This is a genomic window from Streptomyces sp. NPDC007157 (assembly GCF_040634235.1).
In the GTDB taxonomy this organism is placed as follows: domain Bacteria; phylum Actinomycetota; class Actinomycetes; order Streptomycetales; family Streptomycetaceae; genus Streptomyces.
This window is the reverse complement of the sequence record NZ_JBEYFE010000005.1, coordinates 59767-83995: the sequence shown is the minus strand read 5'-3', so window position 1 is coordinate 83995 and position 24229 is coordinate 59767. Positions and strand designations below refer to the sequence as shown.

At 71.8% G+C, this 24229-nt stretch carries 22 protein-coding genes and 1 pseudogene; 18 read left to right on the top strand and 5 right to left on the bottom strand.

The features are described 5' to 3' along the window. The first annotated feature begins 90 nt into the window (after positions 1–90). The 5 genes from ABZ642_RS10630 to ABZ642_RS10610 all read left to right on the top strand — a co-directional run bounded on the left by ABZ642_RS10630 (position 91) and on the right by ABZ642_RS10610 (position 4403). The gene (locus tag ABZ642_RS10630; protein ID WP_360480425.1) at positions 91–1674 is read left to right on the top strand and encodes a phage tail sheath subtilisin-like domain-containing protein; all 1584 of its coding nucleotides are present in this window, start codon (positions 91–93) and stop codon (positions 1672–1674) included. A 62-nt stretch (positions 1675–1736) separates the two neighbouring features. Next, a complete protein-coding gene (locus tag ABZ642_RS10625) occupies positions 1737–2180 on the top strand; it encodes a phage tail protein (protein WP_189262970.1) in 444 nt (147 codons plus the stop codon). After that, a complete protein-coding gene (locus ABZ642_RS10620; RefSeq protein WP_360480422.1) occupies positions 2180–2650 on the top strand; it encodes a hypothetical protein in 471 nt (156 codons plus the stop codon). The genes ABZ642_RS10625 and ABZ642_RS10620 overlap by 1 nt, the downstream gene beginning before the upstream one ends. Further along, positions 2647–2814, top strand: coding sequence for a DUF6760 family protein (locus ABZ642_RS10615; protein WP_351316879.1), 168 nt, complete (start codon positions 2647–2649; stop codon positions 2812–2814). Before ABZ642_RS10620 ends, ABZ642_RS10615 begins: the two co-directional genes overlap by 4 nt. A gap of 818 nt (positions 2815–3632) precedes the next feature. Further along, positions 3633–4403 (top strand): hypothetical protein, encoded by a 771-nt coding sequence (locus ABZ642_RS10610; RefSeq protein WP_360480419.1) that lies wholly within the window; start codon positions 3633–3635, stop codon positions 4401–4403. Positions 4404–4820: 417 nt separating this feature from the next. On the opposite strand, the gene ABZ642_RS10605 is transcribed toward ABZ642_RS10610, so the two are convergent. Next, positions 4821–4952 (bottom strand): hypothetical protein, encoded by a 132-nt coding sequence (locus ABZ642_RS10605; RefSeq protein ID WP_360480416.1) that lies wholly within the window; start codon positions 4950–4952, stop codon positions 4821–4823. Between the two features lie 982 nt (positions 4953–5934). Between ABZ642_RS10605 and ABZ642_RS10600 the strand changes: the two genes are divergently transcribed. The 9 genes from ABZ642_RS10600 (at position 5935) to ABZ642_RS10560 (ending at position 14437) form a co-directional block, all read left to right on the top strand. Further along, the gene (locus ABZ642_RS10600; RefSeq protein WP_360480413.1) at positions 5935–6471 is read left to right on the top strand and encodes a hypothetical protein; all 537 of its coding nucleotides are present in this window, start codon (positions 5935–5937) and stop codon (positions 6469–6471) included. 39 nt (positions 6472–6510) lie between these two features. Continuing rightward, positions 6511–6933 carry a phage tail protein gene (locus tag ABZ642_RS10595; RefSeq protein ID WP_093500599.1) on the top strand — a complete coding sequence of 141 codons (423 nt, stop codon included), beginning with the start codon at positions 6511–6513 and terminating at the stop codon, positions 6931–6933. A gap of 105 nt (positions 6934–7038) precedes the next feature. Then, complete coding sequence (locus ABZ642_RS10590; RefSeq protein ID WP_360480409.1) at positions 7039–7761, top strand: LysM peptidoglycan-binding domain-containing protein; 723 nt, start codon at positions 7039–7041, stop codon at positions 7759–7761. Then, positions 7761–9671 carry a VgrG-related protein gene (locus ABZ642_RS10585; RefSeq protein WP_360480406.1) on the top strand — a complete coding sequence of 637 codons (1911 nt, stop codon included), beginning with the start codon at positions 7761–7763 and terminating at the stop codon, positions 9669–9671. Before ABZ642_RS10590 ends, ABZ642_RS10585 begins: the two co-directional genes overlap by 1 nt. A gap of 40 nt (positions 9672–9711) precedes the next feature. Further along, on the top strand, positions 9712–10155 hold the full coding sequence (locus ABZ642_RS10580) for a GPW/gp25 family protein (protein WP_360480399.1): 444 nt from the start codon (positions 9712–9714) through the stop codon (positions 10153–10155). Positions 10156–10160: 5 nt separating this feature from the next. Continuing rightward, complete coding sequence (locus ABZ642_RS10575) at positions 10161–12122, top strand: putative baseplate assembly protein (RefSeq protein ID WP_360480396.1); 1962 nt, start codon at positions 10161–10163, stop codon at positions 12120–12122. 28 nt (positions 12123–12150) lie between these two features. Next, entirely contained in the window at positions 12151–12720 is a 570-nt protein-coding gene (locus tag ABZ642_RS10570; protein ID WP_360480393.1) for a phage tail protein, read from the top strand. Beyond that, positions 12717–14129, top strand: coding sequence for a zinc ribbon domain-containing protein (locus tag ABZ642_RS10565; RefSeq protein ID WP_360480390.1), 1413 nt, complete (start codon positions 12717–12719; stop codon positions 14127–14129). Before ABZ642_RS10570 ends, ABZ642_RS10565 begins: the two co-directional genes overlap by 4 nt. Before the next feature lie 26 nt (positions 14130–14155). Further along, the gene (locus tag ABZ642_RS10560) at positions 14156–14437 is read left to right on the top strand and encodes a hypothetical protein (protein ID WP_360480387.1); all 282 of its coding nucleotides are present in this window, start codon (positions 14156–14158) and stop codon (positions 14435–14437) included. Between the two features lie 6 nt (positions 14438–14443). Here ABZ642_RS10560 and ABZ642_RS10555 read toward each other — a convergent pair whose 3' ends face one another. Further along, positions 14444–15394 (bottom strand): glycosyl hydrolase, encoded by a 951-nt coding sequence (locus ABZ642_RS10555; protein ID WP_360480384.1) that lies wholly within the window; start codon positions 15392–15394, stop codon positions 14444–14446. Between the two features lie 210 nt (positions 15395–15604). Then, positions 15605–16045, bottom strand: coding sequence for a MarR family transcriptional regulator (locus ABZ642_RS10550; protein ID WP_360480381.1), 441 nt, complete (start codon positions 16043–16045; stop codon positions 15605–15607). Between the two features lie 138 nt (positions 16046–16183). Between ABZ642_RS10550 and ABZ642_RS10545 the strand changes: the two genes are divergently transcribed. Beyond that, positions 16184–17149, top strand: coding sequence for a zinc-binding alcohol dehydrogenase family protein (locus tag ABZ642_RS10545; RefSeq protein WP_360480378.1), 966 nt, complete (start codon positions 16184–16186; stop codon positions 17147–17149). Positions 17150–17212: 63 nt separating this feature from the next. After that, the gene (gndA, locus tag ABZ642_RS10540) at positions 17213–18652 is read left to right on the top strand and encodes an NADP-dependent phosphogluconate dehydrogenase (protein WP_360480375.1); all 1440 of its coding nucleotides are present in this window, start codon (positions 17213–17215) and stop codon (positions 18650–18652) included. Between the two features lie 147 nt (positions 18653–18799). Here gndA and ABZ642_RS10535 read toward each other — a convergent pair whose 3' ends face one another. Next, a complete protein-coding gene (locus ABZ642_RS10535) occupies positions 18800–19840 on the bottom strand; it encodes an NlpC/P60 family protein (RefSeq protein WP_360480372.1) in 1041 nt (346 codons plus the stop codon). 261 nt (positions 19841–20101) lie between these two features. Here ABZ642_RS10535 and ABZ642_RS10530 point away from each other — a divergent pair. Together ABZ642_RS10530 and ABZ642_RS10525 are read left to right on the top strand one after the other, a co-directional pair. Then, positions 20102–21136, top strand: a pseudogene (locus ABZ642_RS10530) (chitinase); the annotation flags it as partial. 139 nt (positions 21137–21275) lie between these two features. After that, a complete protein-coding gene (locus ABZ642_RS10525; protein WP_360480369.1) occupies positions 21276–22676 on the top strand; it encodes an FG-GAP-like repeat-containing protein in 1401 nt (466 codons plus the stop codon). Positions 22677–22872: 196 nt separating this feature from the next. Here ABZ642_RS10525 and ABZ642_RS10520 read toward each other — a convergent pair whose 3' ends face one another. Continuing rightward, positions 22873–24045 carry a right-handed parallel beta-helix repeat-containing protein gene (locus ABZ642_RS10520; RefSeq protein ID WP_360480366.1) on the bottom strand — a complete coding sequence of 391 codons (1173 nt, stop codon included), beginning with the start codon at positions 24043–24045 and terminating at the stop codon, positions 22873–22875. Between the last annotated feature and the right edge of the window lie 184 nt (positions 24046–24229).

The following is a 24229-nucleotide window of genomic DNA, read 5'->3' as shown; positions in this document are numbered from 1 at the left end:
CCCGGTGAGGCACCGGAGGACGTTTCGGGATGCGCGCTTCGCGCGTGAGGGTGGGAATGTTCCTGTCTCGTACCCCGAGGAGAGCAGAGCATGCCGTCCTACCTGTCGCCCGGCGTCTACGTCGAGGAGGTGGCCAGCGGCTCGCGCCCCATCGAGGGGGTGGGCACGTCGGTGGCGGCCTTCGTGGGCCTGGCCCCGACCGGTCCGCTGAACGAGCCGACGCTGGTGACCAACTGGACGCAGTACGTCGCGTCCTTCGGTGAGTTCACCGACGGGTACTACCTCGCGCACTCCGTCTACGGCTTCTTCAACAACGGCGGCACGGCGGCCTACGTCGTCCGTGTCGGCGGCACCCGGGAAGGCGCCGACGGCGCCGTCGACGCGCCCGCCGCCGTCGGGAGTTCGGCCGCGCCGGCCGCGCTGCCGCCCGGCGAGGCCAAGCAGCTCGGCACCTTCACCGTGAGCGCGGTGGCCTCGGGTGACCTGAGCGTCGAGGTCGCCGACCCGGAGGGCGAAGGCCCCGCCGAACGCTTCAAGCTGGTCGTCAAGGACGGCGGCAAGGCCGTCGAGACCTTCGACGTGACCGCGAAGAAGGGCGGCCGCAACTACGTCGTCACGCAGGTCAAGGAGCGCTCCAAGCTCATCACCGTGACCGAGGCCGCGCCCGCCGCGCAGCTGGCCCGTCCGGAGAACCAGACGGTGGCCCTCGTGGCCCCGACCCCCGCCCCGGCGTCCGCGTCCCCCGTCGCGGACGCCGGTTCTCACCCCGGCCCCGCCACCTACCTCGGCGACTCGGCCGACCGCACCGGCTTCGGCGGCCTGGAGGCCGTCGACGAGGTGTCCATGGTGGCCGTGCCCGACCTGATGGCCGCCTACCAGCGCGGCGCGATCGACCTGGAGGCCGTCAAGGCCGTCCAGCTCGGCCTGATCGCGCACTGCGAGCTGATGGGCGACCGGGTCGCGGTCATCGACCCGCCGCCGAGCCTCAACGCCCGCCAGATCCGGGTCTGGCGCCAGGAGACGGCCGGCTACGACTCCAAGTACGCGGCCCTGTACTACCCCTGGATCAAGACCTTCGACCCGGCCTCCGGCCAGTCCCGGCTGATCCCGCCGTCCGGCCACGTGGCCGGTGTCTGGGCCCGCAACGACGCCGAGCGCGGTGTCCACAAGGCCCCCGCGAACGAGGTGATCCGCGGCGCGGTCGACCTGGAACTCCAGATCACCCGTGGTGAGCAGGACCTGCTGAACCCGATCGGCGTCAACTGCATCCGCGCCTTCCCGGGCCGGGGCATCCGCATCTGGGGCGCCCGCACCCTGTCCTCGGACCCGGCCTGGCGCTACCTCAACATCCGCCGGTACTTCAACTACCTGGAGGAGTCGATCCTGATCGGCACCCAGTGGGTGGTCTTCGAGCCCAACGACCACAACCTCTGGGCCCGTATCCGGCGCAACATCTCCGCGTTCCTGGTCAACGAGTGGCGCAGCGGCGCCCTGTTCGGGCAGCGGCCCGAGGAGGCGTACTACGTCAAGTGTGACGAGGAGACCAACCCGCCGGAGTCGGTCGACGTCGGCCGCGTGATCTGCGAGATCGGCATCGCGCCGGTCAAGCCCGCCGAGTTCGTGATCTTCCGGCTGGCCCAGTTCTCCAGCGGCAGCGGCGAGCTCCAGGAGTAGCGGACCCTCGGGTCCCAACCCCCTTGTTTTCCAGGCATCTTGAGAAGAACGGGCAGTAACACATGAGTCTCCAGCCGGGTGACGCCCTTACATCACACAATTTCGGCCTGCAGATCGACGGCGTGATGGTCGAGTACCTCGCCGAGGTCAGTGGCATGACGATGGAGCAGGACGTCATCACCTACCAGCAGAACACGCCGGACGGGAAGAACCACGTCCGCAACCTGCCGGGCGTGAAGAAGAACGGCACCTGCACGGTCGTACGCGGTATGACCCAGTCCTCGTCGTTCACCCAGTGGATCAACGAGTCGATCAACGGCCAGATGGCCACGGCCCGCAAGAACGCCTCCATCATCATGATGGACTTCGAGAACAACCCGGTGAAGCGGTACAACCTGCGCAACGCCTGGTGCAGCAAGATCGACACCAGCACGGTCAAGGCGGGCGAGGCGGCCGCGCTGACCGAGACGGTGACCATCACGTTCGAAGAACTGGTCATCGAGTAATGAGGCGTTCGGCTGTCAGGGCCGGGGCAGTGGGCGCGCCGCTCGCACCGGAGGAGCCGGCGCCCCAGGCCCCTCAGCAACCGGAGACACCCGTCGAGGTGCTGCGCACGGAGTTCCCGTTCCAGCTGCCCCGCGGGTACGTCGACGAGCACGGCACCGTCCACCGCGACGGCGTGATGCGCCTGTCCACGGCGCGGGACGAGCTGATCCCGCTGCGGGACGTGCGCGTCCAGGAGAACCCCGCGTTCCTGTCGGTGGTGCTGCTCGGCCGGGTCATCACCCGGCTCGGCACGCTCTCCTTCGTCCACGACGGGATCGTGGAGAACATGTTCGCCTCCGACCTGGCGTTTTTGCAGGACTTCTACCGCCAGATCAACGCGGAGGGCCACACCCGGGCCGCGGTCAACTGCCCGCACTGCTCGGAGCCCTTCGAGGTGGAACTCGGCGGGAGCCGCCTGGGGGAATCGTGACGTACGCGACCGACCGGCTGCACGAGGAGATCGCGTACGTCGCCTACCACTTCCACTGGAGCCTGGAGGACATCCTGGACCTGGAGCACGCCGACCGCCGCCGCTACACGGCGGAGATCGCGTCCCTGGTGACCCGGGCGGCCTCCGCAGGGGCGGAGGGCTGAGCGGTGGGTTTGTGGGATCGGATACGGGGGCGCGGGCCTGCTGACGCCGGGGCCGAGGCCGCCGTGGAGGCGCCGCGTCCTGTCGAGGCGCCGCGGCCCGTGGTGGCGGAGGCCTGGTCCGGGCTGCCGCCGATCCAGCGTGCGCTGGGGACGGCGGCCGGGCCGGTCGCGGACTCCGGGTTCGGCGGCCGGCTGCCGACCTGGCAGAACCCGTCCTTCATGGGCATGCGCTCGCACGCGGTCCTGGACGGCGAGTCGAGCGCGGGCCTGACCGGCGGCGGCCGCACCGGGACAACGGGCACGGGGGCCGTGTCCGGCATGGAACGCCCGGTGCAGCGGCTGCCGTTGTCGGGTCCGGCCGACTCGGCCGGCCTGACGGGAACGGCGGGCCTGACGGGTTCGGCCGCCGGCCGGCCCTCGGCGGTTCCGGTGGTGCCACTGCGGGCGATACGAGCAGGATCTTCAGCGCGGACGGGCGGGGGCGGGCCGACCGCGGGTGGCGGGCCGGTCGGGAGTGGTGGGTCGGCCTCGGCTGCGCGGTCGCCTGCGGGTGCGGGTGCGGGTGGTGGGCCGGCCGGGAGTGCTGGGTCGGCCTCGGCTGCGGGATCGCCTGCGGGTGCGGGTGGGGGTACGCGTTCGGCTGGGGCTAGGGGTTCGGCTGGGGCTGCGGGTTCCGGTGTGGGTTCGGCTGGGGTTGCGGGTGCGGCTGGTTCCGTGAGGTCGGCTGGGTCTATCGGGTCGGCTGGGTCGGCTGGGTCCGCTGGATCGGTGGGTTCGGCTGGGCCGGCGGTGCAGCGCGTGCCGGTGGTGCAGCGGGTGTGGTCGGCGGGGCGGCGCGGTGGTGGTGCGGCCGCGCGGACGGCGGGGGCAGGAACGGGAGCGGGAGCGGTACGGAGCGGGGGGAGTGCGCCGGTGCCGGCGACCCCGTCGGCGTCCTCGACCCCGTCCACTCCGTCGATGTCCTCGACCCCTTCGACCTCGTCGCCCTCGTCTACTTCGCCGATGTCCTCGACTCCGTCGGTCTCCTCGTCCTCGTCCACTCCGTCGATGTCCTCGACCCCTTCGACCTCCGCGACTCCGTCGGTCTCCGCGGCCTCGTCCACATCGTCGGCTTCTTCGTCCGCGTCCACCCCATCGGCTTCCTCGGCTGCGTCGATCCCGTCGACCCCGCCGATCTCGTCGGCGTCCTCGACCCCGTCGGCATCCTCGACTCCCTCCTCTTCCTCGACCCCCTCCGCTTCCCCGGTCGCGTCGGGCTCCCCGGTCGCGTCGGCCCCCGCGGTGTCCTCGACCCCGTCGCTTTCCTCGGGCTCCTCCGTCCAGAGGGCCTCTGGGGACCGGCGACGGGCGGTGCCCTCGGTGGCCCTCGTGCCGACGGCCGTGCCGGTGGCATGGGCGCCGCAGTCGGCTCCGGTCGCTCCGGCTCCGGCCACCGGTCCGCGGGTCACGGCCGCACCTCCCGTCCCGCCGCGCCGCAGCGCGCTGACGCATGCGCCGGTGGGCACGTCGGTGACGGCCGTGCAGCGGCGGACGTTGCCGTCGGCGCCGAGGACGCCGGCGAGCGAGAGCGCGGTGCCGGTGTCGGGTGAGGGTGACCGAGCCGGGGGCGAAACGGCGGCGCTGGGCGGGGGCGTACAGCGAGTTCTCGACGCGGGTGATCCGGTGCCGGTGAGCGGCGGTTGGTCGTCGCCTCCGCGCGATGGCGGCCGTACCTCCCCCGATACCGCCTCGCATGCCCCCGGGGGCGCTCCGTCCGGACCGGCACCGGCACCCGCCGTCGTACCGCGGTCCGCGTCAGGTGGCCGTGGTACGGCAGCGGCTCCCGTGTCTCCCAGGGCCACGGGACGTACGACACCGGCACCCCCGGTGTCCCCGTCGCCCGCGCCGTCAGTCGTCTCCCCGGACCGCGGCGGGGCTTCCGGCATGTCCGGCGCCGGGACGCAGACCCCGGTGCAGCGTCGGACGGTGAGCGGTGCCCCGGGTGGCAGCCCCGCGACGCCTCCCGTTCAGCGCCGTACGGCCACGGGCTCGGCCGCCCCGCACACCCCCGCCCCGGAAGGCGGCCGTACGGCGGAGAGTTCGGCCCCGCGCCCCATGACCGGAACCACCCCCGAAGCGGTGGCCACTGATTCGCCCACCGCCGGAACCGTGCCCCCTGCCGCGCCGCGGAGTGGGCGAGCGTCGGTCTCCCCGGCCGCGAGCGGTGGCAGCGAGGCGCCCGTGCAGCGGCGGGTCACGGAGAGCGCGGCCGCCACCGACGCCCCACCCGCTGCCGTGCCGATGCCCGCGCATGAGCCCGACAGGGCCGCTCCGGACGGTACTTCGACAGCGTCCCGGCCCTCGGCGCCGGCTCCTGGCTCCCCTCGCCCTGGCCTCGGCGCCCCCCTCACGGGTACCGCCGGAGCCTCTCCGACAGACGGCGGCAAGGCGGGTGAGGCGGCCAAGGCGGGCGAGGCGGCTGTGCAGCGTCGGCGGACGACGGAGAGGTCCTCGGTCCCCTCCTCCCCCGACGCACAGACACCGCCGCGTCCGCGTGAGCGGGCAGATGCCCCGGCCACCGGCCCGGCCACGACGGCCCGGCCCGTGTCGGCATCGGCGCCGAAGCCCGCTTCCGCTTCGGCTTCCGCTTCGGCATCCGTACAGCGCGCCGTGGCCACCACCCCCGGCGCTCCCCGCCTCGGTCTCGGTGCCCCCATGACCGGCCCGGCCGCGAGCGCGGCTCCGGCGAGGCGTGCCGGGCGCGGGGCGGCGGCTGTGCCGTCCGTGCAGCGGCGGCAGGCGTCGAGCGGTCCGGCGTTCCGTCCGGCCATCGGCTCCGGCCCGGCGCCCGAAGCACCCCGGCAGGGACCGTCGGCCGCCGCAGCGGACCTGCCGACGCCGACGGTCGAACCCGCCCGGCCGGCCCTCGCCGCCCCGGCGACGCCGCCTCCACCGGCTCCGCCCGCCCCCGCCGCGACCGGCCCTTCGCCGTTTCCTCCCTTCGTCCAGCGTGCCGCCGCTCCCGCCACTCCCGGTCTCGGCGGCCCCCCGGCGTCCGGCCGGAGCCGGTCGCAGTCACCCCTGCCCGCGAGCGCCACCCCGTCCCCCACCGGACCGGCATCGGCGCCCCGGCCCCCTTTCGTGCAGCGAGCGGCAACCCCCGCCGCCGCCCTGCCCGTCAAGCCGAGCACGACCACCACCGCGCCCGCTCACCCCGTACCCCTGCGCGCCACCACCCCGATCTCCGCCACCGCCCCCCTCCCCGTGGCACCCCTGAACCGCCCCACCGTCCAGCGCGACGCGCTCCCCACGACCACCGTGAAGGAGACGCCGGTCACCAGCGCCCGGGCCGAGCGGAAGCCGCCGCCTCCCAGCGAACCGCCACCCTCGTACTCCGGCACATCCTCCGGGTCTGGCACATCCTCGGGCTCGGGCTCGGGCTCGGGCTCGGGCTCCGGCTCCGGCTCCGGTTCCGGCTCTGGTTCCGGTTCGTCCTCCGGCGGGTCGCCCCCCGGATACTCGGCGGTCCAGGAGGGCGGTTTCGACCCCCGCGCCCTCACCGAGTTCCAGGTGGACGCCCTCGTCCACCGGATCATCGACCGGGTCACCCGCCACGTCCGCACCGAACTCCGCCGCGACCGCGAACGCGTGGGAAAGCTCCGCGACTTCCGCTCCTGACCACGACGACCGCGCACCCACCCCACAGAAAGGCCCCCGATGGATCGCCAGGACCCGGGAACCACAGTCTGGTTCAGCCTCTCCATCGACGGCGAGGACCTCGGTTACTTCAACGGGTGCGAGGGGCTGTCGTCGCAGGTGGAGATCGAGCAGCGGCAGGAGGGCGGCAACAACGGGTTCGTGTGGCAGCTGCCGACCCGTGTCACCTTCTCCCACATCCGGCTGACCCGTCCGCTCACCCCGGACACCTCGAAGGTCGCGAAGTGGATCTCGTCCGTGCAGACGGGGATCGAACGGCCCACCGGGCAGATCACGGCGCTGCGCGCGGACGGTTCGGAGGTGGCCCGCTGGGGGCTGCTGGACGTGCTGCCGGTGAGCTGGCAGGGGCCCTCCCTGGACGCGGGCAATCCGTCCGTGGCCACGGAGGTCCTGGAGATCGCCCATCACGGCTTCACCGACTGAGCGAACCGAGCGGACAGAGCGAACCGAACGGACAGCGCGAACCGAGCGAACCGAGCGAACAGCGCGGGCAGAGCGAGCAGAGCGTACTGAGAGGCAGATCAGATCATGGCCAGGAGCAGCCGGGGCGCCGGCAAGAGCCTCGTGCGGGCCACCCTCGCGATACATGAACCGCCCGTGGGCACCAGCACCAGCCCGGGCGGCATCATCAAGACGTTCGGCTTCGAGTTCAACCCGGCGGAGCTGTCGATCGCCCGCCGGGCGGACTGGAAGTCGTCGGCGGCGCCGATCGAACGCGACGGCGCGCTGCCGGAGTTCCTCGGCACCCACCCGCGCGAGATGAGCGTGGAGATCTTCCTGGACCGGTCCGACGACCCGGACAGCAACGACGTCATGAAGAAGGTGGAGTCGCTGCTGGCCTGCTGCGAGGTCACCAGCAAGAGCATCGCCGCCAAGCAGCCGTCGCCACCCTGGGTGGTGTTCCAGTGGGGTTCGTTCTCGACCGCCCACTTCACGGCGTACGTCGCCTCCGTCGACGTCTCCTACTCCCTGTTCGGGACCAGCGGGATGCCGATCCGGGCCAGCTGCCGGCTTCAGCTGCACGAGATCCCGAGCAAGACCGAGGGACAGAACCCGACGTCCGGCGCGCTCACCGCGCAGCGCGTGCACCGGGTGGTGGCCGGGGACTCGTTGCAGTCGCTGGCCTGGCGGGAGTACGGCAACGCGGCCGCCTGGCGGGCGATCGCGGACGCCAACGGGATCGACGACCCGGGGTGGCTGCCCGCGGGGACGGAACTGGTGTTGCCGGCCGCCGAGGAGGTGCGGTCCTGATGGTGAAGCACGCTTTCTCGAACGTCATCAAGGTCGTCATCGGCGGCAAGGAGCTGACCGCGACCTCGGAGTACGGGCGGTATCTCGTCGACGCCCACGTGGACCAGGGCGTCGGGGTGCCGGCCGCCTTCCAGCTGACCTTCCGCGACCCGTCCCGCAAGCTGCTGGGCAAGCTGGGCGTCCAGTTCGGCACCCCGGTGGTGATCACGCCGGTCTCCGACGGGCAGGGCACCGGCGACCCGCTGCTCACCGGTGAGGTCACGGGGCTGGAGGCCGAGTACGACGGCACCGGCAGCTACGCGGTGGTCCGGGGCTACGACTACGGGTTCCGGCTGATGCGGCAGCGCCGCGTGGTCGCCTACCGCAACCAGACCGCCTCCGACATCGCCCGCAAGCTGGCCGCGCAGGACGGCGTGCCGGTCGGGCGGATCCAGGCCACCAAGACCGTCTACGAGTTCATCAGCCAGTCGAACGTCAGCGACTGGGACTTCCTGGCCCGGCTCGCCGACGAGAACGAGATGGTCATGTCGGTGGACGCGGACGGCAAGTTCCAGTTCGTGAAGCAGAAGAGCGCCTCGGGGGCGCCGTCGCCGCAGACCGACGGCGACAAGAGCCCGTTCGTGCTGGAGGCCGGGCACGACATCCTGCGGCTGCGCACCGCGGTCACCGCCTCCGACCAGGTGAACAAGGTCGAGTCACGCGGCTGGGACGTGCGCACGAAGAAGACGCTCACGGCGACCGTCACGCCCGCGAGTAATACCGGCTACAGCATCGGCACCACCCCGGGCGCGGCGGCCGGCGAGTTCAAGACGTCGAAGCTGGTCGAGACGCGTACGCCGTACGACAAGCAGTCCGAGGTGAAGTTCGCGGCCGACGCCCTCTCCGACGACGTCACCTCGACGTTCGCCGAGGTGGAGGTGGTCGTGCGGGGCAATCCGAAGCTGCGGCCGGGGGTTCCGGTGGCGCTCGCGGACGTCGGGGACCCCTTCGAGGGGAAGTACACGGTCACCTCGGTACGGCATGTCTTCGGCGACGCCAAGCACTACGAGACCTGGGTGACGGTCAGTGGCCGTCAGTGGCGGTCGCTCTACGGCGTGGCCTCGGGCGGTGCCTCGGACGCGGGTGCCGACCGGCAGCTCAGTGTGGCGCAGGCCCTGGTCACCGACGTACAGGATCCGCTGCAGCAGGGGCGGGTGAAGCTCAAGTTCCCGTGGCTGGACGACACCTACGTCAGCGACTGGACCCGGACCGTGCAGTGGGGCGGGGTGCGCGGCGGCGGGGTCTTCCCGATGGACGTCGGTGACGAGGTGCTCGTCGCCTTCGACCGGGGCGCCCTCGACCACGCGTACGTCGTCGGCGGCCTCTACAACGGCAAGGACAAGCCGACCAGGGTCAAGGACGTACCGCTGCACGACGGCATGCGCGGCCGGGCCACCCGGCACACCGTCTCCGACCGGGTCGGCAACCGCATGGACCTGCTCGACCAGCGGGGCCGTAAACAGGGTGTCCGGCTGGCCAGCGGCGACGACAAGCTCACCGTCTTCCTGGACCGGCAGCAGACCGAGATCACCGTGGACAGCAAGGGCAGCGTCTCCATCAAGGGCAGCAGGTCGGTGTCGGTCGAGGCGGGTGCCAACCTGTCCCTGAAGGCGGGCGGCGCGCTCAGCATCAGGAGCGGGGGGCCGCTGTCCCTCCAGAGCGCGGAACTCGTCGACATCAAGGCTCCCGCGGGCGCGGTCTCCGTGAACGCCGCCGCCGTGAACCTGATGGCGAACGCCGCGCTGTCGCTGCGCGGCAACGCCGCCGTCGCCATCAGCTCCCTCGCCACCGTGGCGATCCAGGCCCCGGAGGTGCCGGTCCTGGGCAACCTGATGATGGGCGGACTGACGGTGATGGTGATCCCGGCATGAGCGGGCGCGAGGTCTTGCCGGAGGGGCGGGTGCGGGGCTGATGGCAGAGCAGTTCGTCGGCTCCGGCTGGTCGTTCCCGTTGCGGATCGGCCCCACCGGGGGCATCGCCCTGGTCAGTGGCGAGAAGGAGGTGGAGGAGGCGATTCGCCTCATCCTCTCCACGGCCCCGGGCGAACGCCCGATGCGGCCGGAGTTCGGCTGCGCCATCCACGACCTCGTCTTCGCCCCCGTCAACGAGCAGACCGCCGGCCGTATCCAGCACGAGGTGCACGCCAGCCTCGACCGCTGGGAGCCCCGGATCGAGGTCGAGGACGTCGAGGTGACCACCGGCGCCGACCCGAGCGTGCTGATGATCGACGTCCGTTACTCGATCCGTGGCACCAACAACCCGCGCAGCCTGGTGTTCCCCTTCTACGTCATCCCCTCCCACGACGAGCCGGACCTGCCTCCCGCCTCCTCGGACTCCTCCGAAAGCGACCGCTGATCCCGATGGCCCTGCCCTCCCCGAACCTCGACGACCGCCGTTTCCAGCAGTTCGTCGACGACGCCAAGCGTTACATCCAGCAGCGCGCCCCGGAGTGGACCGACCACAACGTCTCCGACCCCGGCATCACGCTGGTGGAGACGGTCGCGCACATGGCCGACCAGATCGTGTACCGCCTCAACCGGGTCCCGGAGAAGAACCATCTCGCCTTCCTGGACCTGGTCGGCATCACGCTGTTCCCGCCGTCCGCCGCCCGTACGGACGTGACGTTCTGGCTGTCGGCGGCCCAGGAGGAACCGGTTCCGGTGCCGGTCGGCACGGAGGTGGCGACCCGCCGTACCGAGACGCAGGAGGCGGTGGTCTTCGCCACCGAGCGCGAACTGACCATCGTGCCGAGCGAGTTGCGGCACCTGCTGCGGCAGCAGCAGGGTTCGGCCGTCGTCGACCTCACCCACGAGCTCGCCGAGGGCAAGGACCTGTTGTGCTTCACCGAGTCCCCGAACCCCGGTGACTGCATGCTGCTCGGCCTCTCCGCCGCCGTCCCGCACTGCGCGGTCGCCCTCGACCTGGACAGCCGGGTCGACGGTGTCGGCGTGGACCCGCGCCAGCCCCCGCTGGTGTGGGAGGCGTGGACGGAGGACGGCTGGCGGGAGTGCGAGGTCGACCGGGACGGCACGGGTGGCCTCAACCGCCCCGGCGAGGTCGTGCTGCACGTCCCCGGCGGCCACGTCCTGTCCCGCAACGGCGGCCTGGAGGCGAGCTGGCTGCGCTGCCGGGTCACCGAGCCGCGCGCCGACCAGCCCTTCTACACCACCTCCCCGACGGTCCGGTTCGTCGAGGCCTGCACCGTGGGCGGCACGACCGGCGCCGTGCACGCGGAGACCGTGGAGGACGAGGCGCTCGGCGAGTCGACGGGCCTGCCCGGCCAGCGCCTGCGGCTCGCCCACGCCCCCGTCGTCGGGGACACCCCGCCGCTGCTCCTGCAGACCGCCGAGCACGACGGCGAGGGCGGCTGGGTGGACTGGCAGGTCGTCCCGCACTTCGCGGCCTCGGGACCGTACGACCGGCACCTCACCCTCGACGCGACGACCGGCGAGATCGCCTTCGGTCCGGCGGTCCGCGAACCGGACGGCTCGCTGCGCCAGTACGGCACGGTGGCCCCGAAGGGCGCGGTCGTCCGGGCCCGCCGCTACCGCACGGGCGGCGGCCGGGACGGCAACGTGGCCCGGGGGGCCGTACAGATCCTGCGCTCCTCCATCCCGTACGTCGCGGAGGTCGTCAACCGGGAGGCCGCGCGCGGCGGAGTGGACGGCGAGACGGTCGCCGAGGCGAAGGTCCGCGCGCCGATCACGCTCCGCGCCCAGGAGCGTGCGGTGACCCTGCGCGACTACGAGGAGCTGGCCCGCCGCGCCGCCCCCGAGACGGCCCGCATCACCTGCCTGGAGGGCGAGGAGGGCGAACACGGGTCGTACGCGGTACGGGTGCTGGTGGTGCCGCAGGCGGTTCCGGACCCCGGCGGCCGCCTGCGCTTCGAGCAACTCGTCCCCGGTGACGCCCTGTTGGACCGCATCACCCGTTACCTGGACGAACGCCGGCTGATCGGCACCCGGTTGGCGGTCGGACCGCCCTTCTACCAGGGCGTCACGGTCGTCGCCACCGTCCACGCCTTCCGTGGCGTGGACGTCGACCGGGTCCGCCGCCAGGCCCACGACGCCCTCTACCGGCACCTGGACCCGCTGACCGGCGGCGCGGACGGCAAGGGCTGGCCGTTCGGGCGCCCGGTGCAGTCGGGCGAGGTCTTCGCGGTGCTCCAGCGCGTCCCCGGCGTCGAGCTCGTCGACGAGGTCGTGCTGCACCCCGCCGACCCGCTCACCGGAAAGCGCGGCGACCCGACCGACCGCATCGACCTGGACGCCCCGTCCCTGGTCTTCTCCTACGACCACCGGGTCCGGGTGATCGGCGAATGACCGTCAACGGCTCGACAGGAGGCGTCCGTTGAGAGGGTCCATCGACGGCCTCGGCTCCTCCGTCCCGATCGGCGCGATGCTCCCGGCGGTCTTCGCCGACGACGACCTGGCGCTGCGCTTCGTCGCCGGCCTGGACGACATGATCGCCCCGATCCCGAACGTCCTCGACTGCCTGCCCAGTTACTTCGACCCGGCCCTGGCCCCGCTGGACTTCGCGGAATGGCTGGGCACCTGGGTCGGCGCGGAGACCGACGGCACCGAACCGGCCCCCCTGCTCCGTGCGGCCGTGGCGGCAGCCGCCTACCTGCACCGCATCCGGGGCACCCGCCTCGGCCTGTCCGAGGCGGTCCGGCTGGCCTTCGGCGTGACGCCGGAGATCACGGAGAGCGGCGGCGCCGACTGGAACGCCCGCCCGCTGGGCCCCTTCCCGGGCGAAGCCCGCCCCCGCCTGCACGTCCACCTCGCGCTGCCCTCCCCCACCCCGGCCGACGAGGTCCGCCTGGAACACCTCGTGGCGGCCGCCCGCCCCGCTCACATGCCCTACACGGTCCAGGTGACCGCTTCTTCTTCGTCCGCCGAAAGGACCCCGCAGCGATGACGACCAACCGGAACTGCACGGAGTGCGGCACGGTCGCCGAACCGGGCCAGTCCTTCTGCGACGCCTGCGGTTCGGTACTGAGCTGGGCGGTGACCGGGGGAGAGGCCCGCCAGCAGGCCCCCACCCCCGAGCCGGCACCGGCACCGGCGCCGGCACCGACTCCGGCCCCGGCTCCGACTCCGGCCCCGGCTCCGGCCGCCCCGGGCTGGGACGCCTTCACCCGCAGAGACGGCGGAACGGGCTTGGCCTCCCCCCAGCGGGACCTGCAAGGAACGGCGACGGCAGCGCCCCTTCAGGGGCGCGGGGCTGAATCGGATGTGCGGCTACCGCCGCGTGAGCGCGCTCAGCCCGCACTGAGCGAGACCGCGCCCACGGCCGAAACCACCCCCATCCCCACCGCCAACCCGCAAGTCGCCGATGGCGCCCTGCCCTCACAGGCGCCAACCGCACCCGACAACGAGAGCCGCACGGTCGGTGGGCGCGGGAACACGACCGCCGAAGACGACCACGACCGGGCCCGCCGCCTCCTCATCCCCGTGACGGACCCCAACCCCCCGGCCCCGGCCCCCGCTTCCGTCACCCCCGTCCTCCCCGGCCGCCCCACCCCCCAACGCCCCCAGTCCGTGCGCGCCCCCGGCGAGGACCTCGGCGCCCACGGCGGTACCCCCTGTCCCTGGTGCGCCACCCCCAACCGCCCCGACCGCCACTTCTGCACCCGCTGTGCCATGCCCATGGCCGGCCACGGCCACACCGCGCCTTCGGCCCCCCGCCCCTGGTGGCGCCGCATCTTCGACTTCCGCAACCGGGAGACCCCCTGGGCCGGCGACCGCCCCCGCCTGCGCCGTACCTTCGACCGCGTGCTGACCTGGCTCGGCGCGGCCGTCGTCATCGCGCTCGTCACGGTCCTGGCGTTCAACATCCCGAACGCGGTGAGCGCCACCCGCGACCACTTCGCCAAGCGCGCCCAGGTCTCCCCGGACCGGGTCAGCGCGTCCCGCTCGTACGCCGGTCACAAGCCGGACCTCGTCTTCGACAAGCTGAACAACACCTGGTGGGGCCCCGGCGTGGTCCAGGGCGGCGTGGGTGAGTGGATCGAGGCGCGCTTCGACGAACCGACGCGCCTGCTGAACGTCGTCATCTCCTCCGGTGAGTCGAAACGCTTCGACCAGCTGAAGAAGTCGGCCCTGCCGCACCGGATGAAGGCGACCATCAAGACGTCGGACGGCAGGACGGAGACCAGGGAGATCACCCTCGACCAGACGGCCGGCGGTCAGACCCGGGACTTCCGCGCGAAGAACGTCATCTCGGTCCGCTTCACGATCGAGTCGTCGTACCAGGCCTCGGGGGCCACCCAGGTGGCCATCGCCGAAATAGAGTTCTTCGGCCCGTCGAGCGCGAACTCATCCTGACAAAATGGTGATGCCATAATCCGGCCATGGCCGAAAAGGACGCAGGGGAGCGGCGCCGCGCGCGCAGGAGCTGGCGCGATGTCCCGCTGGGGCATACGGCCCTCATGGTCGTGAGCAACATGGTGCTGAAGTTCCTGGGCACGCTGTTCCTCCTCGTCTACGCGCTCGTCTCCGGTTCCGGGTTCGCCGCCGGGAAGCTGCTGGACGCCGTGCTCGACCTGGTCGGGGGCCTGTTCTTCGCCGGCCTGCTCCTCTGGCTCTTCGCCCGTCTCCGATCGAGGATGGGCCGGCTGAGCCCGGAGAGCTGAAGGCCCCTATTTCCTCATCAGGGACCGGTAGACGGCCGTGGATCTGGGGTTGCCCCGGCACCTCCACACCCCGTGCGGGCAGTAGTCGGTGATGGTCTGGTACAGCGGGCGGTTGTCCGCGAACCACTTCACCATGCCCTTTATGTAGGCCGGGTCGTCGCCGTTCTCGTAGAGCCCCCACTCGGGATAGGAGACGGGCTTGCCGTGGGCGCGGGCGAACGCGACCTGCGCCCGCAGCCCGTACGGCTCGGTGACCTGTTCCGCGAAGGACAGCCCCCGCGGGGAGTCGTAGGCGTCCATGCCGATGATGTCCACGAACCGGTCCCCCGGATAGCACCGGGTCCAGGGCACCGCGTCCCGCCCCCGGTTGGGCGTGAAGTCGAACCGGAACCGCTGGCCGGGCACCGACCGCATCGCCGTGACGATCCGCACCCAGTACGCCTTCCAGGCGGCCGGGTCCGGTCCGCAGCGGTGGGTGTACGTCACCCCGTTCATCTCCCAGCCGAGCACCACGACGGTGTCCGGCGCGCCGACCGACACCAGTCGCCGGGCCAGCGCCCCGAAGTGTCCGTCGTACCGCCCCTGCGCCCCGAACCGGAGCTGCCGGCGCACCTCGGCGTCGGGCAGATGGGCCTCCGTCCCCTCCAGCATCGGCACGTTGAGCACGAGGAGCCGGTCCGGCTCGGCCCGCCGCCAGTTCGCCCACAGCCGGACGAAGTCGGGGGCGCCCTCGATGTTCCGCCACACGTCACCGGGGAGGTAGGTGTGTCCGACCCGGGGTTCCTCGTGCCCCAGCCAGCTGCCGAGCGCGCTCACCCGGCGCACGCCGTCGGCGCCGTAGCCGACGTACGCCCCGAAGGGGCCGGGGGCGGTGGGCCGTGCGGTCTCCGGGCGGGAGACGGGGAGGAGGAACAGGGCGGCCAGCGCGGCGACCAGGAGGAACCTCAGACGTGCCATGGGGTGCAGTCTGGCCGTTCCGGAAGGGCGAGTTGCCCGTTGTGGGCATCTTGGACTGCTGTGCGAGGACCCCGGCCGCCGACGCCCCGGCCCGGTTACGGCGGGACGAGCACCCCGTGCCGTCGCGGCCACGGCAGCGGTGCCACCGTGCGGCCCCGGGGCGGCCTCACACGCCGGGTGCCGTGACCTTCGCCCGTTCGGATCCGGCGGTCAGATCGGGGTGTGGGGGCTGACCAGGGCGCTCGCGAGCAGGGAGAGCCGGCCGCGCTGGGCGTCGGTGAGGTGTGCGGTGAGGTCCTGGATCTGCCGCTCGACCTCGGGCTCGCAGCGCCGGACCAGGTCCTGTCCCTCGGGGGTGATCGACACCAGGAGGCTGCGCCGGTCGTGCGGCGAGGGGGAGCGGCGGACCAGGTCCCGGCGTTCGGCGCGGTCGACCAGGCCGGTCATGCTCGACTTGTCCAGGCCCAGGTGATGGGCGAGTTCCTGCATGCCGGGCGTGCGGTCGCGCAGCACGCCGAGCAGCCGCAGCTGGGCGACCGACAGACCGTGCTCCGCCGCGACCTTCCCGAGCGCGGCCTGCACCAGGAACGACAGCTGGGCGAGGCTGTCCACGATCCCCAGGTCCGCCACGTCCTCCGGTTCGTTCGCCATGATCGCCATCCTACGAGGATTGGTACGCGCCGCCAACTACTTGACTTGGTACGTGGTGCGAACTAATTTAATTGGTGTCACGTACTAACTCTGCGGTGAAGACCCACAGCGGGCCTGACCTGCGACGGAGGAGTCATCATGCACGCTGCTGTGGTCCGCTCGTTCGACCGCGCCCCCCGCTTCGAGGAGTTCGCCGCCCCCGTGCCCGACGGGGACAAGCTGCTGGTGGAGATGGTCGCCGCCGGCCTGCACCTCCGGGTCCGCTCCGGTGCCGACGGCACGCACTACACCAGCGACGGCCGGCTCCCCCTGATCCCCGGCATCGACGGGGTGGGCCGGCAGCCCGACGGGCGCCTCGTCTACTTCGTCGCCGACGACGAGGGCCCGGGCACCATGGCCGAGCGGTCCCTCGTCGACCCGCGCCGATCCGTCGCGCTCCCCGACGACGCCGACCCGGTGACCGTCGCCGCCGCCATGAACCCCGCCATGTCCTCCTGGGTGGCGCTGCGCCGCCGGATCACCTTCCAGCCCGGACAGAGCGTCCTGATCCTCGGCGCCACCGGCAACGCCGGCCGGATGGCCGTACAGGTCGCCCGGCACCTCGGCGCCGACCGGATCGTCGCCGCCGGCCGCGACCCGCTCCGCCTGGAGCTGCTCGCCGGCCTCGGCGCCACGGACGTGGTCTCGCTGGCCGGGGACCCGGACAAGGACTTCGCCCGGCTCGGCGAGGCCGCCGCGGACGTCGACGTCGTCATCGACTACACCTGGGGCGCCCCCACCGAGCGGGCCATCCCGGCCGTGCTGACCCGACGCACCGACCGCAGCGCCCCGCTGGACTGGATCCAGATCGGCTCCCTGGCCGGACCGGAGATCACCCTGCCGTCCGCCGTGCTGCGCGCCGCCAACCTGCGGCTCATGGGCAGTGGCCAGGGTTCCGTCACGGCTCGCGGGATCGTCGCCGAACTGCCCTCCCTGATGACCGAACTCACCCGGGGCACCATCACCGCCGAAGCCCTGCCGGTACCGCTGTCCCAGGTCGAGGAGGCCTGGACCGCGCCGGTCGAGCCCGGCCGGCGGATCGTCTTCACCATGGCCGGTGACTGAACACCCGGCCCTTGTCCGCCCGTACTTGCGGGGACAGCGTTCGTCCGCAGATCGGAGTCCCCCGTGCACGCATCCGCAGCCATCGGCGTGACCGGCCTCGGAGTGATGGGCCGCAACCTGGCCCGGAACTTCGCCCGGCACGGCTACCCGGTCGCCGTCCACAACCGCACCCCCGCCCGCACCCGCGCCCTGGTCGAGGAGTACGGGCACGAGGGCACGTTCGTCGGCGCCGAGACCGCCGCGGACTTCGTCGCCGCCCTCGAACGCCCCCGGCGGCTCATGATCATGGTGCAGGCCGGTGCCGCCACCGACGCCGTCATCGACGAGTTCGTGCCGCTCCTCGAACCCGGTGACATCGTCATCGACGGCGGCAACGCCCACTTCGCCGACACCCGCCGCCGCGAGGCCGCCCTGCGGGAGAAGGGCCTGCACTTCGTCGGCGTCGGCGTCTCAGGCGGCGAGGAGGGCGCGCTCAACGGGCCGTCGATCATGCCGGGCGGCTCCGCGGAGTCGTACGCCGTCCTCGGGCCGATGTTCGAGGACATCAGCGCGAAGGTCGGCGGCGAGCCGTGCGCCACCCACGTCGGCGCGGACGGCGCCGGGCACTTCGTGAAGATGGTCCACAACGGCATCGAGTACGCCGACATGCAGCTCATCGCCGAGGCGTACGACCTGCTCCGCCAGGTCGGCGGGTACACCCCGGCCGAGATCGCGGACGTCTTCCGCCAGTGGAACGGCGGCCGGCTCGGCTCCTACCTCATCGAGATCACCGCGGAGGTGCTCGGGCACGTCGACGCCGCCACCGGTGCGCCGTTCGTCGACGTCGTCGCCGACGCGGCCGGGCAGAAGGGCACCGGGCGCTGGACCGTCCAGACCGCGCTGGACCTCGCCTCGCCGGTCACCGCGATCGCCCAGGCGACCTTCGCCCGCGCCGCGTCCGGCCGCGCCGAACTGCGGTCCGCGTACGCCGGGTTGCCCGGCGGCACGACGCCCCCGCTCAGCGCCACCGAGGCCGACCGCTTCGCCTCCCGCGTCGAACACGCCCTGTACGCCTCGAAGATCATCGCCTACGACCAGGGCTGGACGATGATCCAGGACGCGGCCGCCGAGTACGGCTGGAAGATCGACCTCGGCGCGGTGGCCCGGATCTGGCGGGGCGGCTGCATCATCCGGGCGTCCTTCCTGGACCGGATCCGCGCGGCGTACCGGGCCGACCCGGACCTCGTCAGCCTGCTGGCCGAGCGGGAGTTCGCGAAGGAGATCGCCGACGCGCAGGTGCCGTGGCGGGAGACGGTGGCCTCGGCGGCCCGGAGGGGCATCCCCGTCCCCGCGTTCTCGGCGGCCCTGTCCCACTACGACACGCTGCGGTCCCCGCGTCTTCCGGCGGCACTCCTCCAGGGCCAGCGCGACTACTTCGGCGCGCACACGTACGGCAGGGTCGACCGGGAAGGGGCGTTCCACACCCACTGGGCGACGGAGGGCCGCCCCGAAACGCAGGGCTGAACAGGATTTCAGGGGCCGGCGCGCCGCAGATACCCACCCGGACAGCCTCGACCGACGGCACCCGGTGGCGAGCGTGCCGGCCGGCGGCCCGCCCAGGGAGGACCCGCGGGCCGAGGCCCGTTGACCCGTTGACCCGTTACGAGCGGGTCAGACGCGGACGCCGAACATGAACGGCCCGCCGATGGTGCTCATCGACTCGTAGCGGACGACCGTGCCGGTGCGCGGGGCGTGCAGGATCTGCCCGTTGCCCGCATACAGGCCCACGTGGTGCAGGTCGTTGAAGAAGAAGACCAGGTCGCCGACCTGGAGGTCGGACGTCGAGTAGATCCTGGTGCCGATCCCCGTCTGGGACTCGGAGGTGCGCGGGATGGAGACCCCGGCCTGCGCGTAGGCCCAGGAGGTCAGGCCCGAGCAGTCGAAGGAGGACGGGCCGGTGGCGCCGTAGACGTACGGCGTGCCGAGCTTGGTCTTGGCGGCGGCGAACGCGGCCGCCGCCCGGCCGGTGGCGGAGGTGTCGTTGCCGAGGTCCACCCGCTCGCTGGCGGAGCGGCTGGCGCGGTCCTGCTCGGCGGCGAGCGCGGCCTTCTCGGCCGCGGTGAGGCTGTTGAGCAGCTTCTGCGCCTCGGCCAGCTTGGCCTGGACTTCCTTCTTCTTCGTGCCGAGTTCGGTACGGGTGGCGGCCAGGTCCTTGAGCTTGCCGGTGGCCTCCGCCCGCTCCTGGGCCAGTTCGCGCTGCTTGGCCTGGATCTTCTTCAGCGTCTCGACCTGCTGGCCGCTCAGCTGGTCAAGGGTGGAGGCCTTGTCCAGGTAGTCGTCCGGGTCGGCGGAGAGGAACAGCTGGAGGGACGGGTCGAGGCCGCCGCTGCGGTACTGGGCGGTGGCCATGGAGCCGATGCCGTCGCGCAGTTCGTTCAGCTCGTCCTGGCCGCGCGCGACCGAGTCCTGCAGCCCGGAGATCTGCTTCTGCAGCTTCTCCTGCTTCTCCTTGGCCCCGTTGAACTTCTCGGTGGCCTGCTCGGCCTCCTCGTACAGCTTGTCGACCCGGGACCTGACCTCGTCCTTGCTGGGCTTCTCGCTCGGCGCGGCGTTCGCGGCCTGCGAGGAGAGGACCACGGCGGCAGCGGCGGCGGTGGTGAGCACGGTGACCCGAGCACGGCTCGGCTGCTTGGGACGACGGTGGAACGCCACGGGGGCGATCTCCTTCCGAGCGATGAGTCGAGCGGTGGATCAAGCGACGGATCAAGCGGTGGATCAAGCGGTGGATCGATCAACTGGTAGTACGAGTCCCAGACATTAATGACTCTCTTATGTTCAGTTCAAATCTCCGCATGGAAAAAATCCGGCCACCGGTCGCCAACTGGCCTTCTCTGCCGGTCGGTCGTGGGGTGTCGGGCCGCCGATTGTAAGGAACCTTGACAGTTAATTGGTCTAAACCAAATATGGGCGTCCATGAGACGCACTCGTGCCCTGCAGGCCGCCCTGACCGCAACCGCCCTGTCCACCGCGCTCGTTGCCCTCGGATCAGGCGCCGCGCACGCCTCCCCGCAGCACGCCGCGAAGCCCATGCCCGCGCGGGTCGCGGCGCCCTACTTCGAGGCCTGGACCGGCGAGAGCCCCGCCGCCCTCGCCGCCGAGTCCGGCAACAAGTACCTCACCCTGGCCTTCCTCCAGACGCCCGCCGCCGGCTCCTGCACCGCCGACTGGAACGGCGACGCGACCCAGCCGATCTCCCGGTCGACCTTCGGCGCCGACATCGCCACCCTCCAGGCCCGCGGCGGCAACGCCATCCCCTCCTTCGGCGGCTACGGCGCCGACACCACCGGCACCGAACTGGCCGACAGCTGCACCGACGTGGACGCCATCGCCGGGGTGTACGAGAAGCTCGTCACGACGTACGGCATCTCCCGCATCGACCTCGACATCGAGGCCGACTCCCTCGCCGACACCGCGGGGGTCGACCGCCGTAACCAGGCGATCGCCAAGGCCGAGCGCTGGGCCGACCGCACCGGCCACCCGCTCCAGTTCTCCTACACCCTGCCGACCACCACCAAGGGCCTGGAGGCCAACGGCCTGGCCGTACTCCAGAACGCCGTCGCCCACCACGCGCGCGTGGATGTCGTCAACGTCATGACCTTCGACTACTACGACGGCGCCAGCCACGACATGGCGACCGACACCCGGACCGCGGCCGACGGCCTGCACGCCCAACTCGCCGCCCTCTACCCGCACAAGAGCTCCAAGGAGCTGTGGGGCATGGTCGGGGTCACCGAGATGCCCGGCATCGACGACTACGGCCCCGCGGAGACCTTCACCACCCAGAACGCCGTGGAGGTCGAGCACTGGGCCGCCGCCCGGGGCATCGACACCCTCTCCTTCTGGGCGCTCCAGCGTGACAACGGCGGCTGCGTCGGCACCGGCGGCTCGAACTCCTGCTCCGGAACCGCCCAGGACACCTGGCAGTTCAGCCACACCTTCGCCCGCTTCGCCGGCTCCCGGCGGTAGGGCACCGGCCGGCCCGGAGTTCACCGGACTCCCGTACAACCCAAGCGTGTTGCCAAGGGTCTTCGCAGTGCGGTCTTCGCAGTGTCACCGGCACCATCCGTACTCATCCATGGGGGATCCCTTGCGCACGCGTACCGTTCTGCTCGCCGCCGCACTGCTCGCCTCGGGGCTCACGCCGCTGGCGCTCACCGCGCCGGCGGCCGCGGCCACCGCGAAGTTCCCGGACGACTTCAACGGCGACGGCCACCGCGACCTCGTCCTCGGCGACAGCACGGCCACCGTGGGCGGCAAGAAGCAGGCCGGAGCCGTGGTCGTGGTGTGGGGCACGGCCCACGGCCCCGACTTCGCCAAGCGCTCGGTGATCACCCAGAACACCCCGTACATCGCGGGCGCGGCCGAGACGAACGACTTCTTCGGTATGAAGGTCACCGCGGCGGACATGAACAACGACGGCTACGGCGACGTCGTCGTCACCGCCCCCGGCGAGGACGACGGCGCCTACCGCGGCACCTTCACCATCCTGTGGGGCTCCAAGTCCGGTCTCACGAACGGCACGTCCTTCAAGAGCCCGGGCTGCAAGGACTGCGGTTTCGCCAAGGACGTCGCGGTCGGCGACTTCACCGGGGACGGCAAGCAGGACGTCGTGGCGGTCACCGACGACTACGTCTACGTCGAACGCGGCCCGTTCACCAAGACCGGCGGACACGGCAGGGCGACCAACCTGGACCCGGTCGACGGAGAGGACATCAAGCCGGACCACGTCGTCTCCGGCAAGGTCACCAAGGACGGCATCGCCGACTTCGCGGTCCTCGGCTACGACGTGGACAAGAGGACCAACCGCGTCTGGTTCTACCGCGGCCGCTCGGGCGGCCCCACCACCCCGCCCCGCAAGATCGGCCTGCCCCAGGCCGGAGACATCGTCGGCGCGTCCCTGACCGTCGCCGACTTCGACAAGGACGGCTACGGCGACCTCGCGATCGGCGTGCCCCGCTCCGGCAAGGGCGGAGCCGTCGACATCCTCAAGGGCACCTCGGCAGGACCCAGCACCACGGTCAGGACCATCACCCAGAACACCACCGGCGTCCCCGGCACCGCCGAGTTCCCCGACGGCTTCGGCTCCGACGTCTCGGCGGCCGACGTGAACAACGACGGCTACCCGGACCTCGCGGTGGGCATCCCGATGGAGTGGTTCCACGACGAGGGCACCTACCAGGGCGCGGTCACCGTCCTGCGCGGCGGCACCGGCGGCCTCACCGGCAAGGGCTCCCGCCAGTACGACGTCAGGACCCCCGGCGTCGCGGGCGGAACGGAGGACAACGCATGGCTCGGCTCCTCCGTCCTGCTGCGTGACTTCAACCACGACGGACGCGCCGAACTGATCGCCACGGCCGACGAGATGGGCCGCCTCTACTACCTCCCCGGCACCGCCACCGGCCCCACCGGCACCGGCTCCACCCTGCACACCGGCCAGCAGCTGGGCCTCGGCAACCGCCCCTACTTCGGCGCGGTCCTGGCCGACTGATCCGCGGCTCCTGATCCGCATCTGCTGACCCTGACCCACGCGGTGGGCCAGAAGTTCCGGGTGCGCTCGGAGTACGTCCACAGCGCGACGGACACGAGCGACGCGAGCACCTGGGGCGGCCGGCTGTACCTCACGGTCAGGACCTGAACGCCGTCCGGGCGTCCACAGGCTGTGGACGCCCGGACGGCGACCGCTCTCAGGGTGATACGACCTTGCCGCCGAAGGTGACGTTCAGCTTGCCGTTCGACGCGAAGGACCAGCCGAGGGCGCCCGCGTAGGTGGCGCACCGGGAGCCGTTGGTGCCCGTCCAGAACTGGTCGGAGCTGTCGGCGTCGCCGACGGTCTTGTCGTTGGAGCCGTCGACCGCGAACCGGCACGAGGTGTCGGTCCGGAACACCGAAGTGCCCTTGTCGAAGGAGAAGTTGCGCTCGGCGTTGTCGATGCCGACGTTGTTCGAGACGGTGATCGTGCCCGGGTTGCTGTTGTAGGTGAACCCGTGGTGCCCGTTGCCGTAGGCGATGTCGTGCTGCACCACGTGGTTGACGGCGATGTCGTCGCCGCCGAGCTTGTAGCCGTTGCGGTCGCCGTCCCCGCTCTGACTGCCGTCGCTGAGCGTGCCGTTGCCGTAGGAGAGCGAGTACTCGATGGTGACCGGGCCGATCGCCCCGGTGTCGGTCTTCGTGTAGAGGTCCCAGCCGTCGTCGATGTTGTGGTGCGAGACGTCGTAGCGGAAGACGTTCCCGGTCCCGGTGGTCAGCTTGCTGGCGAACCCGTCCGCGTCCTCCCCGTCGCTGTCGGCGTTGTCGTGCGACTCGGAGCTGACGACGAGGTTGTCGGCCGGCCACTGGCTGCTCGGCGTGCTGGAGGAGATCCGCCCGAGCTGCAGCCCGGTGTCGCGGTTGTACGCGGTCACGGCACGCTCGATGACGTTGTCGCTGCCGCCGACGTAGATGCCGTTGTCACCGGCGTGCTGGACGGTGAGCCCGTACAGGTGCCAGTAGTTGCCGTACAGCTGGACGCCCCGGTTGGAGGAACTCTCGCTCTGTGCCGAGAAGTCGAGCACCGGTGTCTCGCCCGGGTAGGCGGAGAGGGTGGTGAGGGCGCCGGCGCTGCCGTTGGAACCGGCCGGGACGGTCACGGTGGAGGAGTAGTTGTACGCGCCGCCGCGCAGGTAGATCGTGCCGCCGGCGGCGATACGGCTGATCGCCGAGGTGAGCGTGGTCGGCGCCGACTGGGTGCCGGCCGCGCTGTCGGTGCCGCTCGGCGACACGTACAGCACGGTGGACGCGGCCTGCGCGGAGGTGCCGGACAGTGCGACGAGGGTGCCGGCGAGCAGGCCGAGGGACGCGATGACTGGTCTCACATGCATCGTTCGTCTCCGTTCGGGTTCGGAGGTGTGACCGGACGTGCGGGACAGGTAGCGACGGAAAGCGCTTTCTCCGTGAAGCTAGGGAAGGTGCCGTGGATGCGTCAAGGGTCATGTACGCAAAGGGAGTTCAGGGATGTGATCACCGAAAGCTGATGACCGTTATTTCGATGGCAATCGGAATAGC